We start from the raw sequence: 15,176 nt of genomic DNA, 5'->3' as shown, positions 1-15,176 counted from the left end.
GGCATAAGCCTGGAAAAAATACGGTTTATTGGGGTTCACAAAAATTCAGTAATTTTATTTTTTACATACGTTCAGGGACATCAATACCCAGCAGGCCAAAAGCCGACCTTATGGTATCTCCTACTTTTTTTGAAAGCTGTATCCTGAATATCTTTTCATTCATCACTTCACTGCCCAGCACAGGCACGGCCTGGTAGAAGGAGTTGTATTCCTTTACCAGTTCATATACGTAATTTGCCACAAGCGCAGGGCTGTGGCTTTCTGCAGCAGCCTGAATGATTTCAGGGTATTGCGCCACCAGCTTAAGCAGCTCCTTTTCCTTTTCATGCAGGTTCACTTCATCAACGCTCAGGGCTTTAGTGTAGTCAAAATCCGCTTTGCGGATAAGTGACTGTATCCTCGCATAGGTATATTGTATAAAAGGCCCTGTATTTCCGGCAAAATCAACTGATTCTTCCGGGTTGAACAGGATGCGCTTCTTAGGGTCTACCTTCAATATGTAATATTTCAGCGCGCCAAGCCCGATAATCTTGTGCAGCTTCGCCTTTTCCTGATCCGTGTAGCCATCCAGCTTGCCCAGCTCTTCTGAAATGGTTTTGGCAGTGGCGGTCATTTCATCCATAAGGTCATCGGCATCAACCACGGTACCCTCGCGGCTCTTCATCTTTCCGCTTGGCAGGTCAACCATGCCGTAACTCAGGTGGTAAAGGCTCTCCGCCCAGTCAAACCCTAGCTTTTTCAGGATGAGGAACAGCACTTTAAAGTGGTAATCCTGCTCGTTGCCTACCGTATAAACCATACCGCCCACGTCAGGGAAATCCTTAACACGCTGTATGGCTGTACCTATATCCTGCGTCATGTAAACGGCTGTACCATCACTCCTTAATACAATTTTACGATCCAGCCCTTCGGCAGTTAGGTCTATCCATACAGAGCCGTCAGGGTCTTTCTCAAAAACACCTTTGGCAAGGCCCTGCTCTACAACCTCTTTCCCAAGCAGGTAGGTATCACTTTCATAATAGTTCTTATCAAAATCAACGCCTATGGACTTAAAAGTCTGGTCGAAACCTTCATATACCCAGCCGTTCATGGTTTTCCAGAGGCTTACCACCTCCTCGTCGCCGGCCTCCCACTGACGCAGCATTTCCTGGGCTTCCAGAAGTATGGGTGCCTGTTTTTTGGCATCATCTTCGGCCATGCCGTTGTCAACAAGATCGTTTATCTGGCTCTTGTAGGCCTTGTCAAATTCTACATAAAAATGCCCAACCAACTTATCGCCTTTTACATTTTCAGCCTGTGGAGTGGTACCATTGCCAAACTTTTGCCAGGCGAGCATGCTCTTGCAGATATGAATTCCCCTATCATTAATTATCTGTGTCTTATACACTTTTTTACCGGAAGCCTTCAGTATCTCTGCTACGGAATAGCCCAGCAATACATTGCGCACGTGGCCCAAATGCAGGGGCTTATTGGTGTTTGGCGAGGCATACTCAACCATTATGGCCTTACCGCCTTCAGCAGGCGCCACAGTACCAAATGCCTCATCATCTTTAACCCGGTTAAAGAAGTTGATGTAATAGTTACCGGTAACAACAAGGTTAAGGAAGCCCGAAACAACATTAAAGCGCTCCACCTCATCGGTATTAGCCACAAGGTATTCGCCTATCCTGTTTCCTATTTCGGCAGGGGTGCCTTTAACCAGCTTTAAAAGCGGGAAAATTACCATGGTTATATCACCCTCAAATTCCCTTCGCGTAGCCTGGAGCTCTACTTTTTCTAAAGTAATGCCAAACAAAGCTGTAACGGCTTCTTCAATCCGGGAAGTAAGTATTTGTGATAATGCCATGATACATCAAATTTTAAGCGTGCAAAGATAAGCATATTTCGAAACGTTTTGGAACGTAATTTTTCAAAATATGTGTTAATTACAGTTTCCGTAAAACCGCCTCCTGAACGGAGTATCGGTAAAGTTCTTTTTCCAGAGGTATTTTGTAAATGGCTGTAATAAACCTTTGGATATGTTGTGTTATGTTGTCTTATGCTGTGAAATGGCGTTAAACTGCAGGCCGCCTGTGTTGCAGTGCCCTGTTTTGCCCCGGCCAAACCGCTGCGGGTACACCGGCTGCATTGCCGCCCAGTGCCATGACCAAACAAAGCAGTGGGGGCATGTTTTTGATAGTCCTTTTTATATAGGAGTTTATTTTTTCCTGCAAGGTTTAGTAGTACGGTAAATGTGCCGGAGTACTGCAATATCCGGCATTTTAGCGGTGCTAAATAAATTATTTAAGAAATAACGGCCGCTAAATAAAGCCTGCGGGTGTTCACCGGCTTTTACTGCCAGCCCCGATTGAAGCGGCATCCTCCCTGCCGCCGCGCTTATGGCGGCAGGGAGATATAGCTGAAAGCGGGACGTGCGATTGCAAAAGTGCGCTTAGCGGGCTGCTCCAAATAAAAATCCCCCTGCAAGGGATACAGGGGGACTTGTATGTAAATAATAAAATTTCTTAATGTGCAGTGGCCGCACCGGCAGCGGCAATGAGGTTAAGCGCGCTACCCGCCACAAACCAGCCTATCTGGCCTTCATTGTAGCTGTGATTGGCTATAATCGTATCAGTGGTGCCGTTATCATGGATTACCTCTATAGTAATGGGTTTGCCCGGTGCAAATTCTTTAAGGTCCACAAAATTAAATATATCGTTTTCCTGGATCTTGTCGTAGTCTGCTTCATCGTTAAAAGTAAGCGCGAGCATACCCTGTTTTTTGAGGTTGGTTTCATGGATACGTGCAAATGATTTTACAAGTACTACCCTGACACCCAAATGCCTTGGCTCCATAGCAGCATGCTCGCGTGATGACCCTTCGCCGTAGTTATGGTCGCCGACTACTACAGACGGTATTCCGGCTGCTTTATAGGCACGTTGTACGGCAGGCACAGCATCATAGGCACCTGTAAGCTGGTTTTTGACGCTGTTGGTTTTCATGTTGAAGGCATTTACGGCCCCTATGAGCATGTTGTTCGAAATATTATCAAGGTGGCCACGGAAACGAAGCCACGGGCCTGCCATGGAAATATGGTCGGTAGTACATTTCCCGAATGCTTTTATCAGCAGCCTGGCACCTGTAATATTTTGGCCATTCCATGGCTCAAAGGGGGCAAGGAGCTGCAGGCGCTCTGATGCAGGGCTTACTACTACCTGTACTTTAGAGCCGTCTTCGGCGGGAGCCTGATAGCCGGCATCTTCTACCGAAAATCCTTTTGGAGGTAGTTCCCAGCCAGTTGGTTCGTCAAGCATTACTTCTTCGCCGTCTTCATTAATGAGCTTATCTGTCATCGGGTTAAAGCCCAGGTCACCTGCGATGGCAAGGGCTGTTACCAGCTCGGGGGAACCTACAAATGCCAGCGTATTAGGGTTACCGTCAGCCCGTTTGCTGAAGTTGCGGTTAAAAGAGTGTACAATGGTGTTGCGTTCTTCTTTTTCGGCACCTTCCCTGTCCCACATGCCTATACAGGGGCCGCAGGCATTGGCAAATACGGTGGCACCGATATTATCAAATGTATTAATAAAGCCATCGCGCTCAATAGTGTAGCGTACCAGCTCTGAACCCGGGGTGATGGTAAATTTAGATTTAGGTTTCAGTTTTTTGGCCACTGCCTGCTTTGCAAGCGACTCAGAGCGTGAAATATCTTCGTAAGAAGAGTTGGTACATGAACCAATGAGGCCAACTTCAATATTTAGCGGCCAGTCATTTTTGATGGCTTCTTCCCTCATTTTAGAGATTGGGGTTGCCAGATCCGGTGTGAAAGGCCCGTTGAGGTGCGGCTCAAGCTCTGACAGGTTGATTTCTATCAGCTGGTCAAAATACTGCTCCGGGTTGGCATAAACCTCAGGGTCAGCAGTAAGGTATGGAGCCATTGCTGCTGCTGCATCGGCCACATCGGCACGGTTGGTACCGCGAAGGTATCGGTCCATACTTTCATCATATCCGAAAGTGGAAGTGGTAGCGCCTACTTCGGCACCCATATTACATATAGTGGCCTTGCCGGTGCATGACATAGCCCTGGCGCCTTCTCCAAAATATTCAATAATAGCACCAGTACCGCCTTTTACAGTAAGTATGCCGGCTACTTTAAGTATAACATCTTTAGGCGCTGTCCAGCCTGAGAGTTTTCCTGTAAGCTTGACACCTATAAGTTTAGGAAATTTAAGTTCCCAAGCCATACCGCTCATCACATCAACGGCATCAGCCCCGCCCACACCGATGGCAACCATTCCCAATCCGCCGGCATTTACGGTGTGCGAGTCGGTGCCTATCATCATACCGCCGGGGAACGCATAGTTTTCCAGCACCACCTGGTGGATGATACCCGCTCCGGGTTTCCAGAACCCTATACCATATTTATTAGAAATAGAAGAAAGGAAATCAAATACTTCATTGCTTTGTTCTTTGGCACGCTTAAGGTCGGCCTTTGCGTCAATTTTAGCCTGTATAAGGTGGTCGCAGTGTACAGTAGTGGGTACGGCAACCTTGCTCTTGCCCGCATGCATAAACTGCAGGAGCGCCATTTGCGCGGTAGCGTCCTGGCAGGCTACCCTGTCGGGGGCAAAATCAACATAATCTTTACCTCTTGTGAAAGCACGGGTTGGGGTTCCGTCCCACAGGTGTGAATATAAAATCTTTTCAGAAAGTGTAAGAGGGCGGCCTACAAGTCCGCGTGCCTTATCTACACGCTCAGCCATACTTCCGTACACCTTTTTAATCATTTCAATATCAAAAGCCATAGTAAGTGTTTTTTATGTTCGTTTGTAAAAAAGTCCGTAAATTTACTCAATCTTAAACTAACTAAAAAATTTTTAGGGATTCTTTAGTTTCAGCCAATATTTATTTATAAACATTCTATTTTACTGCAAATAATACAACAAATTTAAGTTTTTAAACCCTTTGTTTAGAAATTATCAAAATTTGATTTTTATATTGCGAAATTCAAAATATTTAAAGGCGTAAAATAAAAAAACCACTCCCGAGGCAGGAAGTGGCTTGTTCTGTGGCTTTACTTATCAGTAGGTTATAGTCAGGACATTTTCTTTATAATCTTCTTTCGATTTTAAAGATTTGTAAATCATGCCGGCAGACATGGCAAGCGCGGGAATAAAAATTCCGAAGCCAAATACCAGTATCAGCACCGCATCGACTTCAACAGATTTGAAACTATTAAATTCGCATACTGTACTTCCCATCATATACAGTGAAGATAGGCCTATGATGTTGCCATAGATAAATCCCATTATGCGGTTTTGATAGATAATCTGGATGAACATAAGCCATACTACTAAGATGGCAAAATAATTTTTGTGGCCACTGGCAGCATAATTTTCTACTGCCCAGAAAATTCCCAAACCTATAAAATAAAGTTCAGGAGCATAACGCAATATCTTTTTCATAGTTTATTTGGATGTAAGGTAAATATATAACACAAAAACATCCAAAAAATTATACACAATAAAAAATATTGACAATCTTTTTAACATGAATTTGCGTTTATTACAGTTTATATACATTAAGCCCAATGGCATAACCATATACTTTACCTTTATCATCCCTGTAAATCCTAATTTTATTACAGGCTCGCCCAAGGTCAGTTTTTTGCCATGTGGTGCCACCATCCTTAGTTTCATATCCTGAATTCATAGTGCCTACAAAACCGTGGTTTTCATCGATAAATCCGATACCAAATTCACGGGCTGTATTATCTTCAACCAGATTTATTTCTTTCCAGGTGTTGCCGCCATCGGTTGTTTTGGCAAGCCGTTGCTGTTTTACATTGGTATCCGGATTGTAAGACTGTATAGTAACATACCCTGTTTGCCTTGTAGGGAATGCTACTTTCCATGTTGTTTCGTAGGGGCGGGATGACTGGTATACTTTTTTCCATGTTTTGCCACCATCAGCCGTTTGGAGTATCAATGCGTTGGACTGCGTCACATCAGCATTACTTGCTGCGCATACAAAGCCTTCATTTTTATTAAACATTTTTATATCAAACAGCATTTTGCAGTCAGCGTCCATACTTTGTGATGCCCAGGTTTTGCCCCCGTCATGCGATACGATTATAGCCGCAGGGCTGCCAACCCTTCCCACACCATAGAGATGGTACTTATAATCAATCTGCCCATGGTTTATATACTGCTCCTTTACAACATCTATAGCACACAGTCCCTTTACATAAGGCCCTTTGTACGCTACCGGCGCCCACGTTTTACCACCGTCTTTTGTACCATAAAGCGGAATAGTGTCTGTAACATTCGGAAAATAATCAGTGCCCACATTCCCTATGAACCCCGTGTTTTTATCAATGAAGGCTACAGTCCTGAAAAAAGTGCCTTTCTTCTCAAATTGTTTATGCCAGGTGGTTCCCCCATCGGAAGTGTGGTACAAGGCCCCGAAGCCGTTAACGTACCAGCCCGTGTTTTCATCTATGAAGGTAATATCATCCTGCTTTCCGGGATAAGGTTCGGTTGTCAACTTTTTCCATACGGTTTCCTGTGCCAGCATAGAAAGCGGCAGTAATGCAAAGAGGTAGAATAGTTTTTTCATTATTATTATAATTTTACTTTAACTATTAGTACCAGGACTGCGTGTGAATGTTACAGTAAGTTTACAACTACAAACCGGAAATTTTGATAATAAAAAAAAGCTGTTACTTAAAACAGCTTTTTTACTATCATTTCTTCGGTTATACCTTCGGCATCGGCCCGGTAATTTTTAATGATACGGTGGCGGAGTATCCCTGTGGCTACCGCCAGCACATCTTCTATATCTGGCGAATATTTTCCATGAAGCGCGGCGTTCGCTTTGGCACCCAGTATGAGGTTTTGTGAAGCTCTTGGGCCTGCTCCCCAGTCCAGGTATGTTTTTATGTAATCATTGCTGAGTGGATTGCCGGGGCGCGTTTTGCTTACCAGCCCGACCGCATACTCTACCACATTGTCAGCAACAGGTATCCTGCGGATAAGATGCTGGAAATTTAATATTTCCTCAGCAGTAAACAGTGGGTTGATTGTATTGCTGGTATCGGCAGTGGTACTTTTAACCACCTGTACTTCTTCGGCAAATGAAGGATAATCGAGTTTTATGGCAAACATAAAGCGGTCAAGCTGGGCTTCCGGCAACGGGTAAGTACCTTCCTGCTCTATAGGGTTTTGTGTAGCAAGCACAAAATACGGGAGGGAAAGTTTGTGGTGATGCCCTGCAATGGTTACTGCTTTTTCCTGCATGGCTTCAAGAAGCGCGGCCTGAGTTTTTGGCGGCGTACGGTTAATTTCGTCCGCAAGGATAATATTTGAAAATACAGGGCCTTTGATAAACCTGAACTGCCTGTTCTCGTCCAGTATTTCGCTGCCCAGTATATCGGAAGGCATCAAATCGGGGGTAAACTGTATCCGCTTGAAATCAAGGCCCAGTGCCTGTGATATGGTATTTACCATAAGTGTTTTGGCGAGTCCCGGAACACCTACCAGCAGCGCATGCCCCCCTGCAAAAATACTGAGTACGATCTGCCCTATTACTTCGTCCTGGCCAATAATTACTTTTGCTATTTCGTGTTTAAGTGCTTTTTGTTTTTCTACTAATTGCTGTATAGCTGCTACGTCTGACATAGATAAATTAGAATGATTGATGATTAAAAGTAAAGCCAAGGAAAATTCCTTAGCTTCAAACTTAAAAATATTTTTGTTGTTAACCTAAATTTATTTTACCCAGTGGTTGGCAAATGTACACGCCCTGTAATCGCCGTTTACCTTAATATAAGTATCTTTAATTTTTTCCTCATTCCATTTAGACAGGGTTTTTTTCTGCTTTTCCTTAAGTGCAAGTTCCTTAATTTTAAGATAATCTTTGGCGTAGTCGGCTACGTGTTCATCGTACCGGTTAGTAACCATCATAATTTTATAATGCTTGCCGGTACGGGATTCATCAACCAGTATGGGGCGCGAAACTTCATTATCTTTTAAATCAGAAATATCATTGTAAAGCGAGGGATCCATTTTGGTGAGTTCAAACCTTGTACCGAAGGTGCGTGGGTTTATGAGCAGCCCGCCGCTGTTTTTGGTTTCTTTTTCATCTGATTCGGACCTGGCGGCATCAGCAAATGTTATCTCTCCCGCTGCTATCCTGCTCCTTATCTTCTCTATCTTTTCTTTGGCTTTTTTCAGGGCTTCATTACTGACTTTAGGCGTCATCAATATGTGCCTTACATCGAGTTCCTGTCCCCTGACCTTTTCAACATATATGATGTGGTAACCGTATTCGGTTTCAAAAGGCTCTGAAATCTGCCCTTCTTCAGTACTGAAAGCAACATCCTTAAATTCTTTAACTAAAGGCGCTTTACGGTTCATTTTGATATACCCTCCGCTGGATCGAGAGCCGGGATCTTCTGAATATAATACGGCTTTACTGTAAAAACTGGCGCCTTCCTGCACCTCCCGCTTTATTTCCCGTAACCTGTCAATAACAGCCTGCTTTTCTGCCTGGGAGACTTCCGGCTTAATGACTATCTGCGCCACTTCCATTTCAGCCCCAAAAACAGGCAGTTCGTCCTTTTTAAATTGCGCATAAAACTGCCTCACTTCTTCCGGCGTTATCTGTACATCATCAATAATTTTCTTCTGCATCTGTTCGGTCAGCTTCTGGTTCTTTATCATTTCAAAAAGTTCTGCTCGGAAAGCTTCGAGGCTTTTCTTTTTAAAATATTTTACCACTTTGTCCACTGAACCCAGGTTTTCAACAAAATAGTCAATCTGCCTGTTCATGGTTTCATTTACATCAGCATCCGTAACTACTATACTATCCTGTATTGCCTGGTGGGCATAGAGTTTATCTTCCATTAGTTTACCTAAAAGGTCACAGCGTGTTACATCTTTGGTAGGTATGTTTTGTGCCTGCAGTTCCTTATACATAAGGTCTATGTCCGAATCCAGCACTACATAATCGCCCACTACTGCCACGACGCCATCAACTTTCACACGGCCTTTGGCAGAGACAGGCTTCACAGTATCCTGTTTTGTTTCCTTTATTATTTCCTGCGCAGCGGCTGTGCCGGCAGCAAAAAAAACAAAAGTAAAAAACAGGGTTATCCTGCTATTTATAGACTTCATATTTATCATTTTTAATTGCATCATCCGTTATTTCTTTTTCAAATTTCTTTATTAACTCCAGTTTCCTGTTATTTATTATGAGTTGCGCCAGGGTTGGCTTTATGTACTCATATGGTGACACCTGGTTTTTATCGAGGACTTTTGAGACCTTGACCAGATAAACATCCAGTGAGTCAGTATGCTGGTATGATATACCACTGCTAATATACCTGTCCCTGTTTTCAGGATTGATAAAAGGCAGCTTCCGGTACACTTCATTAATTTCTACCCATGTAGTATCATTGAATGCGTATCCTTTAAACTGTATGGCCATGTCATTTAGCGCTTTCAGGTCGGCTTTGCGGCTACTGAGGAACCTGCTCCTTACAGTCGTATACCTCGGATGGTCTTTGGCAAGGCGGATATATCTCAGCTTTACAAGCAGCCCGGTATTCCTGAAGTTTTCCTTATTACTGTTATAATATTTTTTCAGTTCCTGTTCGCTGACAGTTGTGTCTACACTCCGTTTTACTATTTCTTCGAGGTAGGCCCTGGTAAAAAGATCTGCTCTGTACTGGTTTACCAGGCTATTATACTCTTCCTGCTTTTCTTTGTTCAGGTTTACCTCAGCGGCATCATAGAGTAGTTTTTGGGATGCCCAGCGATCAATATAGGATTTTACCATTGCTATACTGTCCTGTTTAGATGTCCCGGGTGGCACAAGCCCTTTTAGATCTTCGCTGTAAAGATAGTAATTGTTCACTCTTGCTATGGCGCCAGTTTCAGGTACGGTTTCTTTCCCGCATGAGAAAGACAGTGCGGCTACAGCAAACAATATACCTCTTCTGAACATTAACGGTTAAGTTGTTTTTTTATATTCTCGAAAACATCTTTATTAACCTGTACATTAAACTCCTGCTTCAGGTTGCCTACCCAGTTGCTTTCCAGGTATTGCTGGTAATCATTAATTACCCGGCCTTTGGTCTCTTCAAAAGTTTTAGGCCCTTTTGGCAATACTTTCTTTACCCTGATAACATAGTAATACCCGCCTTCTTTAATTATATCTGTGAGCCCTTCCTGCCATTTCTGCTGCTTTGGCAGGGCATTGCTTTCCTGCTCAAATGTGCCTGACTTTTCCATGACTTCAACTTTACCTTCTTTGTTCAGCTTCTGCTTTATGACTTCAGCATTCTTACCCTGTTTAAGTAGTTTACGTGCCTGTTTTATTACATCTTCTTTTGTAGATGAATACACATCAGCCTCTACCCTGTCTTTCCACTGGTAATTATCTTTGTGGGCTTTATAATAATTTTCAAGCCCAAGCGTATCGGTTTTGGCTTTTTCCCATATTTCTTTTTCCATAAGGTCGAACAGCAGCAGGCCATCGCGGTATTCTTCCATTACTATGGCAAATTCAGGAAACTCAGCTTCAAGATTTTCATTATAATAGAGGTTTAGCTGGTCATCCCTAAACTGGTTAAAGAGTACTTCCGCAAGCCTTGCCACCGGTTTAGTGGTAAGTTCCATACGCTGTTGCGCGGCTACATAATCAAGATAGGTTTGGGCCGATAGCTTTTTATGATTATTGATGGTTAAAATAGTTTCATCAAAACCCTCTTTAGGAGCTTTCCAGGTCTGGGAATAAATATTATTATCAATAACTTTTACCGCATTGGCATAAGCCTTAGCTTCTTTTTTAACGGTATATTTTTTTCTGAGTTTTTCATTGAGTGAAGCGGTTATCAGCCTTGAGCGGTCGTCGCGGCGAATCCTGTTCTCAAAATCAGCCTGTACATCAGCCTGTGGCTTCACGCCATGTTTTTCAACCAGCTTTACAATATGCCACCCAAATTGCGTCTGGAAGGGAGCTGTTATATCTCCCGGCTTTTGCAGTGCAAAGGCAGCATCTTCAAACTCTACTGCGCTAAGCTCGCCAGACCCAAACCTGGCTAGCTGCCCGCCATTAGCGGCAGATGATTTGTCTTGTGAAAACTGGGTTGCAAGGCTTGAGAAATCTTCGCCCTGCTTGAGTTTCTGGTAAATATCGTTGATGGTTTCCCTGGCTTTTTCTTCTGCCTGCGTATCACCTTCTTTAGGCTTCATAATCATAATATGTGCCACGGTAATTTCGCCACGGTTATCCCTCATGTCATTTACTTTTATAAGATGATAGCCGAAACGCGTGCGTACCGGTTTTGAAATCTGCCCCATAGGAGTTTTGTAAGCACCTGTCTCAAAAGGGTATACCATGCGAAATACCGAAAAATATCCCAGGTCACCTTTGTTTTCCTTTGCTGAAGGATCCTCAGAAAACTGCGCAGCCAAGGCTCCGAAATCTTCACCGGCCAGCGCCTTTTTGCGAATATCTATAATTTTATTGTATGCTTTCAGCGTATCGGACGGGAGCGCATTTTCATCAACAAGCACTAAGATGTGCTGCGCCTTTATCTCTTTTAGTGAGCGGGTATAGGCCTCATCTATAAGCTCTTTGGTAACTTTGGTATCTGTGAGGTAATTACGCGATAGCTGGTTGCGGTAGCTTTTTAGTTCAGCCTTATACTGTGCCCCTTCCTGCAGCCCAAGTTTATAAGCTTTGTTAACCTTTAGCTTATAACCAATAAAAAGGTCCAGGTAGTTATTTAAATCTTTCTGAGAGTCATCCTTTACAAGGTCGAGGTTTTTGTTATAAACCCTGATAAACTCATCAGTATAATACGGTTTACCATCAATTGTGAAAAGTACTTCTTTTTTGGCCTGCTGGGCAAAAGAAGCCGCTAAAATAAATAAAGAGATACCTAAAAGAGCCTGTTTTAATTTCATTATGTAATTATAGCTTTTTAATACTGGTTAACTAAACGGTGATGGCAACCAAAAAGTATAGCCGCACCATTAAATTTGCAATCAACAAAAGTAACAATTCATTAAGATATTGCAAGATTAATATTTGGTTATTTCTATACAGGGGGATTGGTAACAGGATACTGATAAATATACCCGGTTTTATGCAGAGAATCTTTTCGCGCCTTTACATTATGAGAATATAAAACCTGCCAGCTTATTTTTTCACTATAATAAATTCACTCCTACGGTTTAGCTGGTGTTGCGCCTCGGTACATGGCACGCCATTGCCGCAGCCGTTCAGCAGGCGGGTTTCGCCATAACCAGTAACGCTTTCTATACGTTGGGGATCTATATTTTTAGAAAGAATATAATTATATGTGGCTTTTGCACGGTTTTGTGAAAGCGTAATGTTATAATCATCGGAAGCACGGGAATCTGTATGGGATTCAATTTTTATAACCATAACCGGAAAGCGCTTCAGGACATCCACTACTTTATCCAGTTCAGCGGCGGCCTGTGGCGTAATGTTATATTTATCAAGGTCAAAATAAATTGGGTTTATGGCGATTTTTTCAACACCTTCTTCTTTTTTAATCAGGTCTGTATACATTTTAACCTTAAGGTCGAGCTTAAGCCCCCCCGGTTGTAGTGGGGTAGCAACTTCTGTTTTTTCAATAGCAAAATCTTCAGCTGTTACCGCTATGGTAATTGTAGCATCGCATAGCAGCGCAAGCACATAAAAACCGCCGGCATCAGTCTCCGCTGACGCTAGAACACGCCCGTCGGTTCCCATACCCGTTACTTTAGCACCCTTAACCGTCTGTGATGTTTTTTGATGTATTACATAGCCCGTAACCTGCTGCACGCAGGGTTTTTCTTTTGTAAAATAATAAATATCATCATCGCCCATACCGCCGTTACGGTTCGAGGAGAAGTAACCGTAACTGCCATCATCTGACAGTGTAAGCGCAAAATCATCCCCATTACTATTCATGGGAACGCCTTCATTTTGAGGCTCTGTAAAGGATTCTCCCGCAATCTCGCTTTTAAAGATATCAAGCCCTCCCAGTCCATAATGCCCTTCCGACGCAAAGTAAAGCGCTTCATCATTTACAAAAGGAAACATTTCTTTAAATGGGGTATTAATAACAGGGCCTAAATTCAACGGCTTCCCAAAAGTACCATCAGGCATTACCGCAACTTTATAAATATCAGTTTCACCATAACCGCCCGGCATGTCCGATACAAAGTACAGCCACCGGCCGTCCTTAGAGAGTGCGGGCTGTGCCACGGAGTAGTCAATGCTGTTAAAAGGCAGCGCCTTTACCTCCCGCAGGTAATCCCCCTGCGGCTGTCCGTAAAAAATGCCAAGGTTGTTTGTGCCTGCCTTGCTGTTATGCAGTTTTCCGCTGCTCTTCACAATATTGGCACTGTAATACATGATGTGCAGGTCAGGCGAAAAGGCTGCAACAGCGTTGTGGTAATTAATCTGGCTTTTAGCCACAAACTTCTTGGGGTTTATAAGCATGCCATCAGCCTCATTCCTGTCTGCTACATAAAGTTCGAGGTAAGGCTGCATGTTATATTGATATGTCTTGCCGCCCATCTGCAGGGTATCTTTTGAAGAACAAAATACCGTTTTGCTACCATAAAATGCCGTGCCAAAGTCCGATTTATCGGTATTTACGGTTGCCACATTAGTTACTTTGGAAACCGGGCGGAGCGTACAGATGCTGTCAAGGTATTTCTTTTGCCTGTGGTACCGATCAAGCTGTCCCGGATTATTTGCCAGGCGCCCCTCCATGAGCCTGTCAGCCTCCTGGTATTGCTTTTGTATGCGTAATGACTGGATATATCGGTTAAAATGTACATCATCAAGCGTTATTTTTTGGTACGCTGCGGCGGCCTTGCCATAATCCCGTGTAAAATAGTAAGCATCTGCCATGTTCAGCAGGCTTTTGCCTTGTGGCTTTTCACTTTTGGCTTTTTTAAAATATTCTTCATATGCTTTCGCCGCGGCTACATATGCCATTTCATCAAACAGCTTTTCTGCCTGCTTGAGCTTTTGCTGTCCGTTGGCAACGCTGCAACATATAAGTGTAATATAGATGAATTTTGCTTTCATGGTTTAAAAGAATCTTGGCGACTTTACACGCTTTGCTTTAGGCCACAGGTTAAACCTCAGTATAATCTCATGCGAACCATTGTTATATTTTTGCAACTCAGTTACCGTATAGTCATAAGAATATCCTGCAAATATATTTTGGGTAAACTGGAAGCCGGCCAGTGCAGATACAGAATCATCCCAGCGGTATGAAGCGCCCAGTGTTACCTTCTCCTGGAGCAGGAAATTAGCAGAAAAATCCACTGTTACTGGCGCGCCCGATACAATTTTTGCCAGTATTGCAGGCTTGCATTTAATGTCATCCGCAAGGTCAAAAACATAGCCGGTGATAATATAATAATGTTGCCTGCTGGCAATGGCATCTTCCTGTATATCATCATAATAATCGTTCCTGATGAAATTGGGTACTGATACCCCCGCATACCATTTATCGGTATAATAATACGCTCCCGCGCCTACAGTAGGGTTTATTTTATTGTTGATATTAGTATTCAGCAGCGGGTCGGCACCCTGGAAGAAACGGCCGCGGCTCCACTCAATATTAAGTACCCGTACGCCGCCCTTCATTCCAAAAGCGAGCCTGCCTGCCTTACCTATAAATAAAGTGTACGAAACATTCCCGTCAACATAAAACTCATCCGAGGGCCCCAGCCTGTCATTCACCGCGCTCAACCCCACACCTATTTTTCCATTATGCACCGGTGAATGGATACTGAAAGCCTGCGTAACCGGTGCGCCGTCAATCCCTACCCACTGAGAGCGATGCAGCAATGTAGCTTCAAGCCCTGGTGTGGAGCCGGTATAACCCGGATTTACGGTAAGGGTATTGTACATGTATTGTGTATATTGCGGTTCCTGCTGGGCATGTGCCGTATAGCACCACAGCACAAGCAACAGCTGTAAATATGTAGGGTATGTAATTTTCATTTCATAGCAAATGCTTATAAACAGCAAGTGTAAAAATAGCATTTTCAGTAATATTACCGCCATGTAGTAATACTTTATGATCTATTTTTTTTGGAGCTTTTTCCTGCTGTACGCTATATCTCCCCGCCGCAAAAGCAGGCGGCGGGGAGGAT

10 protein-coding genes are annotated in these 15,176 nt (G+C 43.4%); all 10 read right to left on the bottom strand.

Features of this window, described 5'->3' with window-relative positions:
• Positions 1 to 61: 61 nt before the first annotated feature.
• On the bottom strand, positions 62 to 1,846 hold the full coding sequence (gene argS / locus CHU92_RS07790; protein WP_094414303.1) for an arginine--tRNA ligase: 1,785 nt from the start codon (positions 1,844 to 1,846) through the stop codon (positions 62 to 64).
• Positions 1,847 to 2,504: 658 nt separating this feature from the next.
• Positions 2,505 to 4,781 (bottom strand): aconitate hydratase, encoded by a 2,277-nt coding sequence (locus tag CHU92_RS07785; protein ID WP_094414301.1) that lies wholly within the window; start codon positions 4,779 to 4,781, stop codon positions 2,505 to 2,507.
• 276 nt (positions 4,782 to 5,057) lie between these two features.
• Positions 5,058 to 5,441, bottom strand: a complete 384-nt coding sequence (locus CHU92_RS07780) for a hypothetical protein (RefSeq protein ID WP_094414299.1) — start codon at positions 5,439 to 5,441, stop codon at positions 5,058 to 5,060.
• Between the two features lie 100 nt (positions 5,442 to 5,541).
• Positions 5,542 to 6,594: a WD40/YVTN/BNR-like repeat-containing protein gene (locus tag CHU92_RS07775; RefSeq protein ID WP_094414297.1), complete on the bottom strand. Its 1,053-nt coding sequence runs from the start codon at positions 6,592 to 6,594 to the stop codon at positions 5,542 to 5,544.
• 107 nt (positions 6,595 to 6,701) lie between these two features.
• The gene (locus tag CHU92_RS07770) at positions 6,702 to 7,655 is read right to left on the bottom strand and encodes an AAA family ATPase (protein ID WP_094414295.1); all 954 of its coding nucleotides are present in this window, start codon (positions 7,653 to 7,655) and stop codon (positions 6,702 to 6,704) included.
• A 90-nt stretch (positions 7,656 to 7,745) separates the two neighbouring features.
• The gene (locus CHU92_RS07765) at positions 7,746 to 9,152 is read right to left on the bottom strand and encodes a peptidylprolyl isomerase (RefSeq protein WP_094414333.1); all 1,407 of its coding nucleotides are present in this window, start codon (positions 9,150 to 9,152) and stop codon (positions 7,746 to 7,748) included.
• Positions 9,136 to 9,984 carry a hypothetical protein gene (locus CHU92_RS07760; RefSeq protein ID WP_094414293.1) on the bottom strand — a complete coding sequence of 283 codons (849 nt, stop codon included), beginning with the start codon at positions 9,982 to 9,984 and terminating at the stop codon, positions 9,136 to 9,138. Before CHU92_RS07760 ends, CHU92_RS07765 begins: the two co-directional genes overlap by 17 nt.
• Positions 9,984 to 11,951, bottom strand: a complete 1,968-nt coding sequence (locus CHU92_RS07755) for a peptidylprolyl isomerase (protein WP_094414291.1) — start codon at positions 11,949 to 11,951, stop codon at positions 9,984 to 9,986. The genes CHU92_RS07760 and CHU92_RS07755 overlap by 1 nt, the downstream gene beginning before the upstream one ends.
• A gap of 235 nt (positions 11,952 to 12,186) precedes the next feature.
• The gene (locus CHU92_RS07750; RefSeq protein ID WP_094414289.1) at positions 12,187 to 14,097 is read right to left on the bottom strand and encodes an OmpA family protein; all 1,911 of its coding nucleotides are present in this window, start codon (positions 14,095 to 14,097) and stop codon (positions 12,187 to 12,189) included.
• Positions 14,098 to 14,100: 3 nt separating this feature from the next.
• Entirely contained in the window at positions 14,101 to 15,024 is a 924-nt protein-coding gene (locus tag CHU92_RS07745) for a PorP/SprF family type IX secretion system membrane protein (protein ID WP_094414287.1), read from the bottom strand.
• Positions 15,025 to 15,176: the final 152 nt, after the last annotated feature.

This window comes from Flavobacterium cyanobacteriorum, from assembly GCF_002251835.1.
Taxonomy (GTDB): Bacteria; Bacteroidota; Bacteroidia; order Flavobacteriales; family Flavobacteriaceae; genus Flavobacterium; species Flavobacterium cyanobacteriorum.
This window is presented reverse-complemented; position numbering and strand designations above follow the sequence as displayed.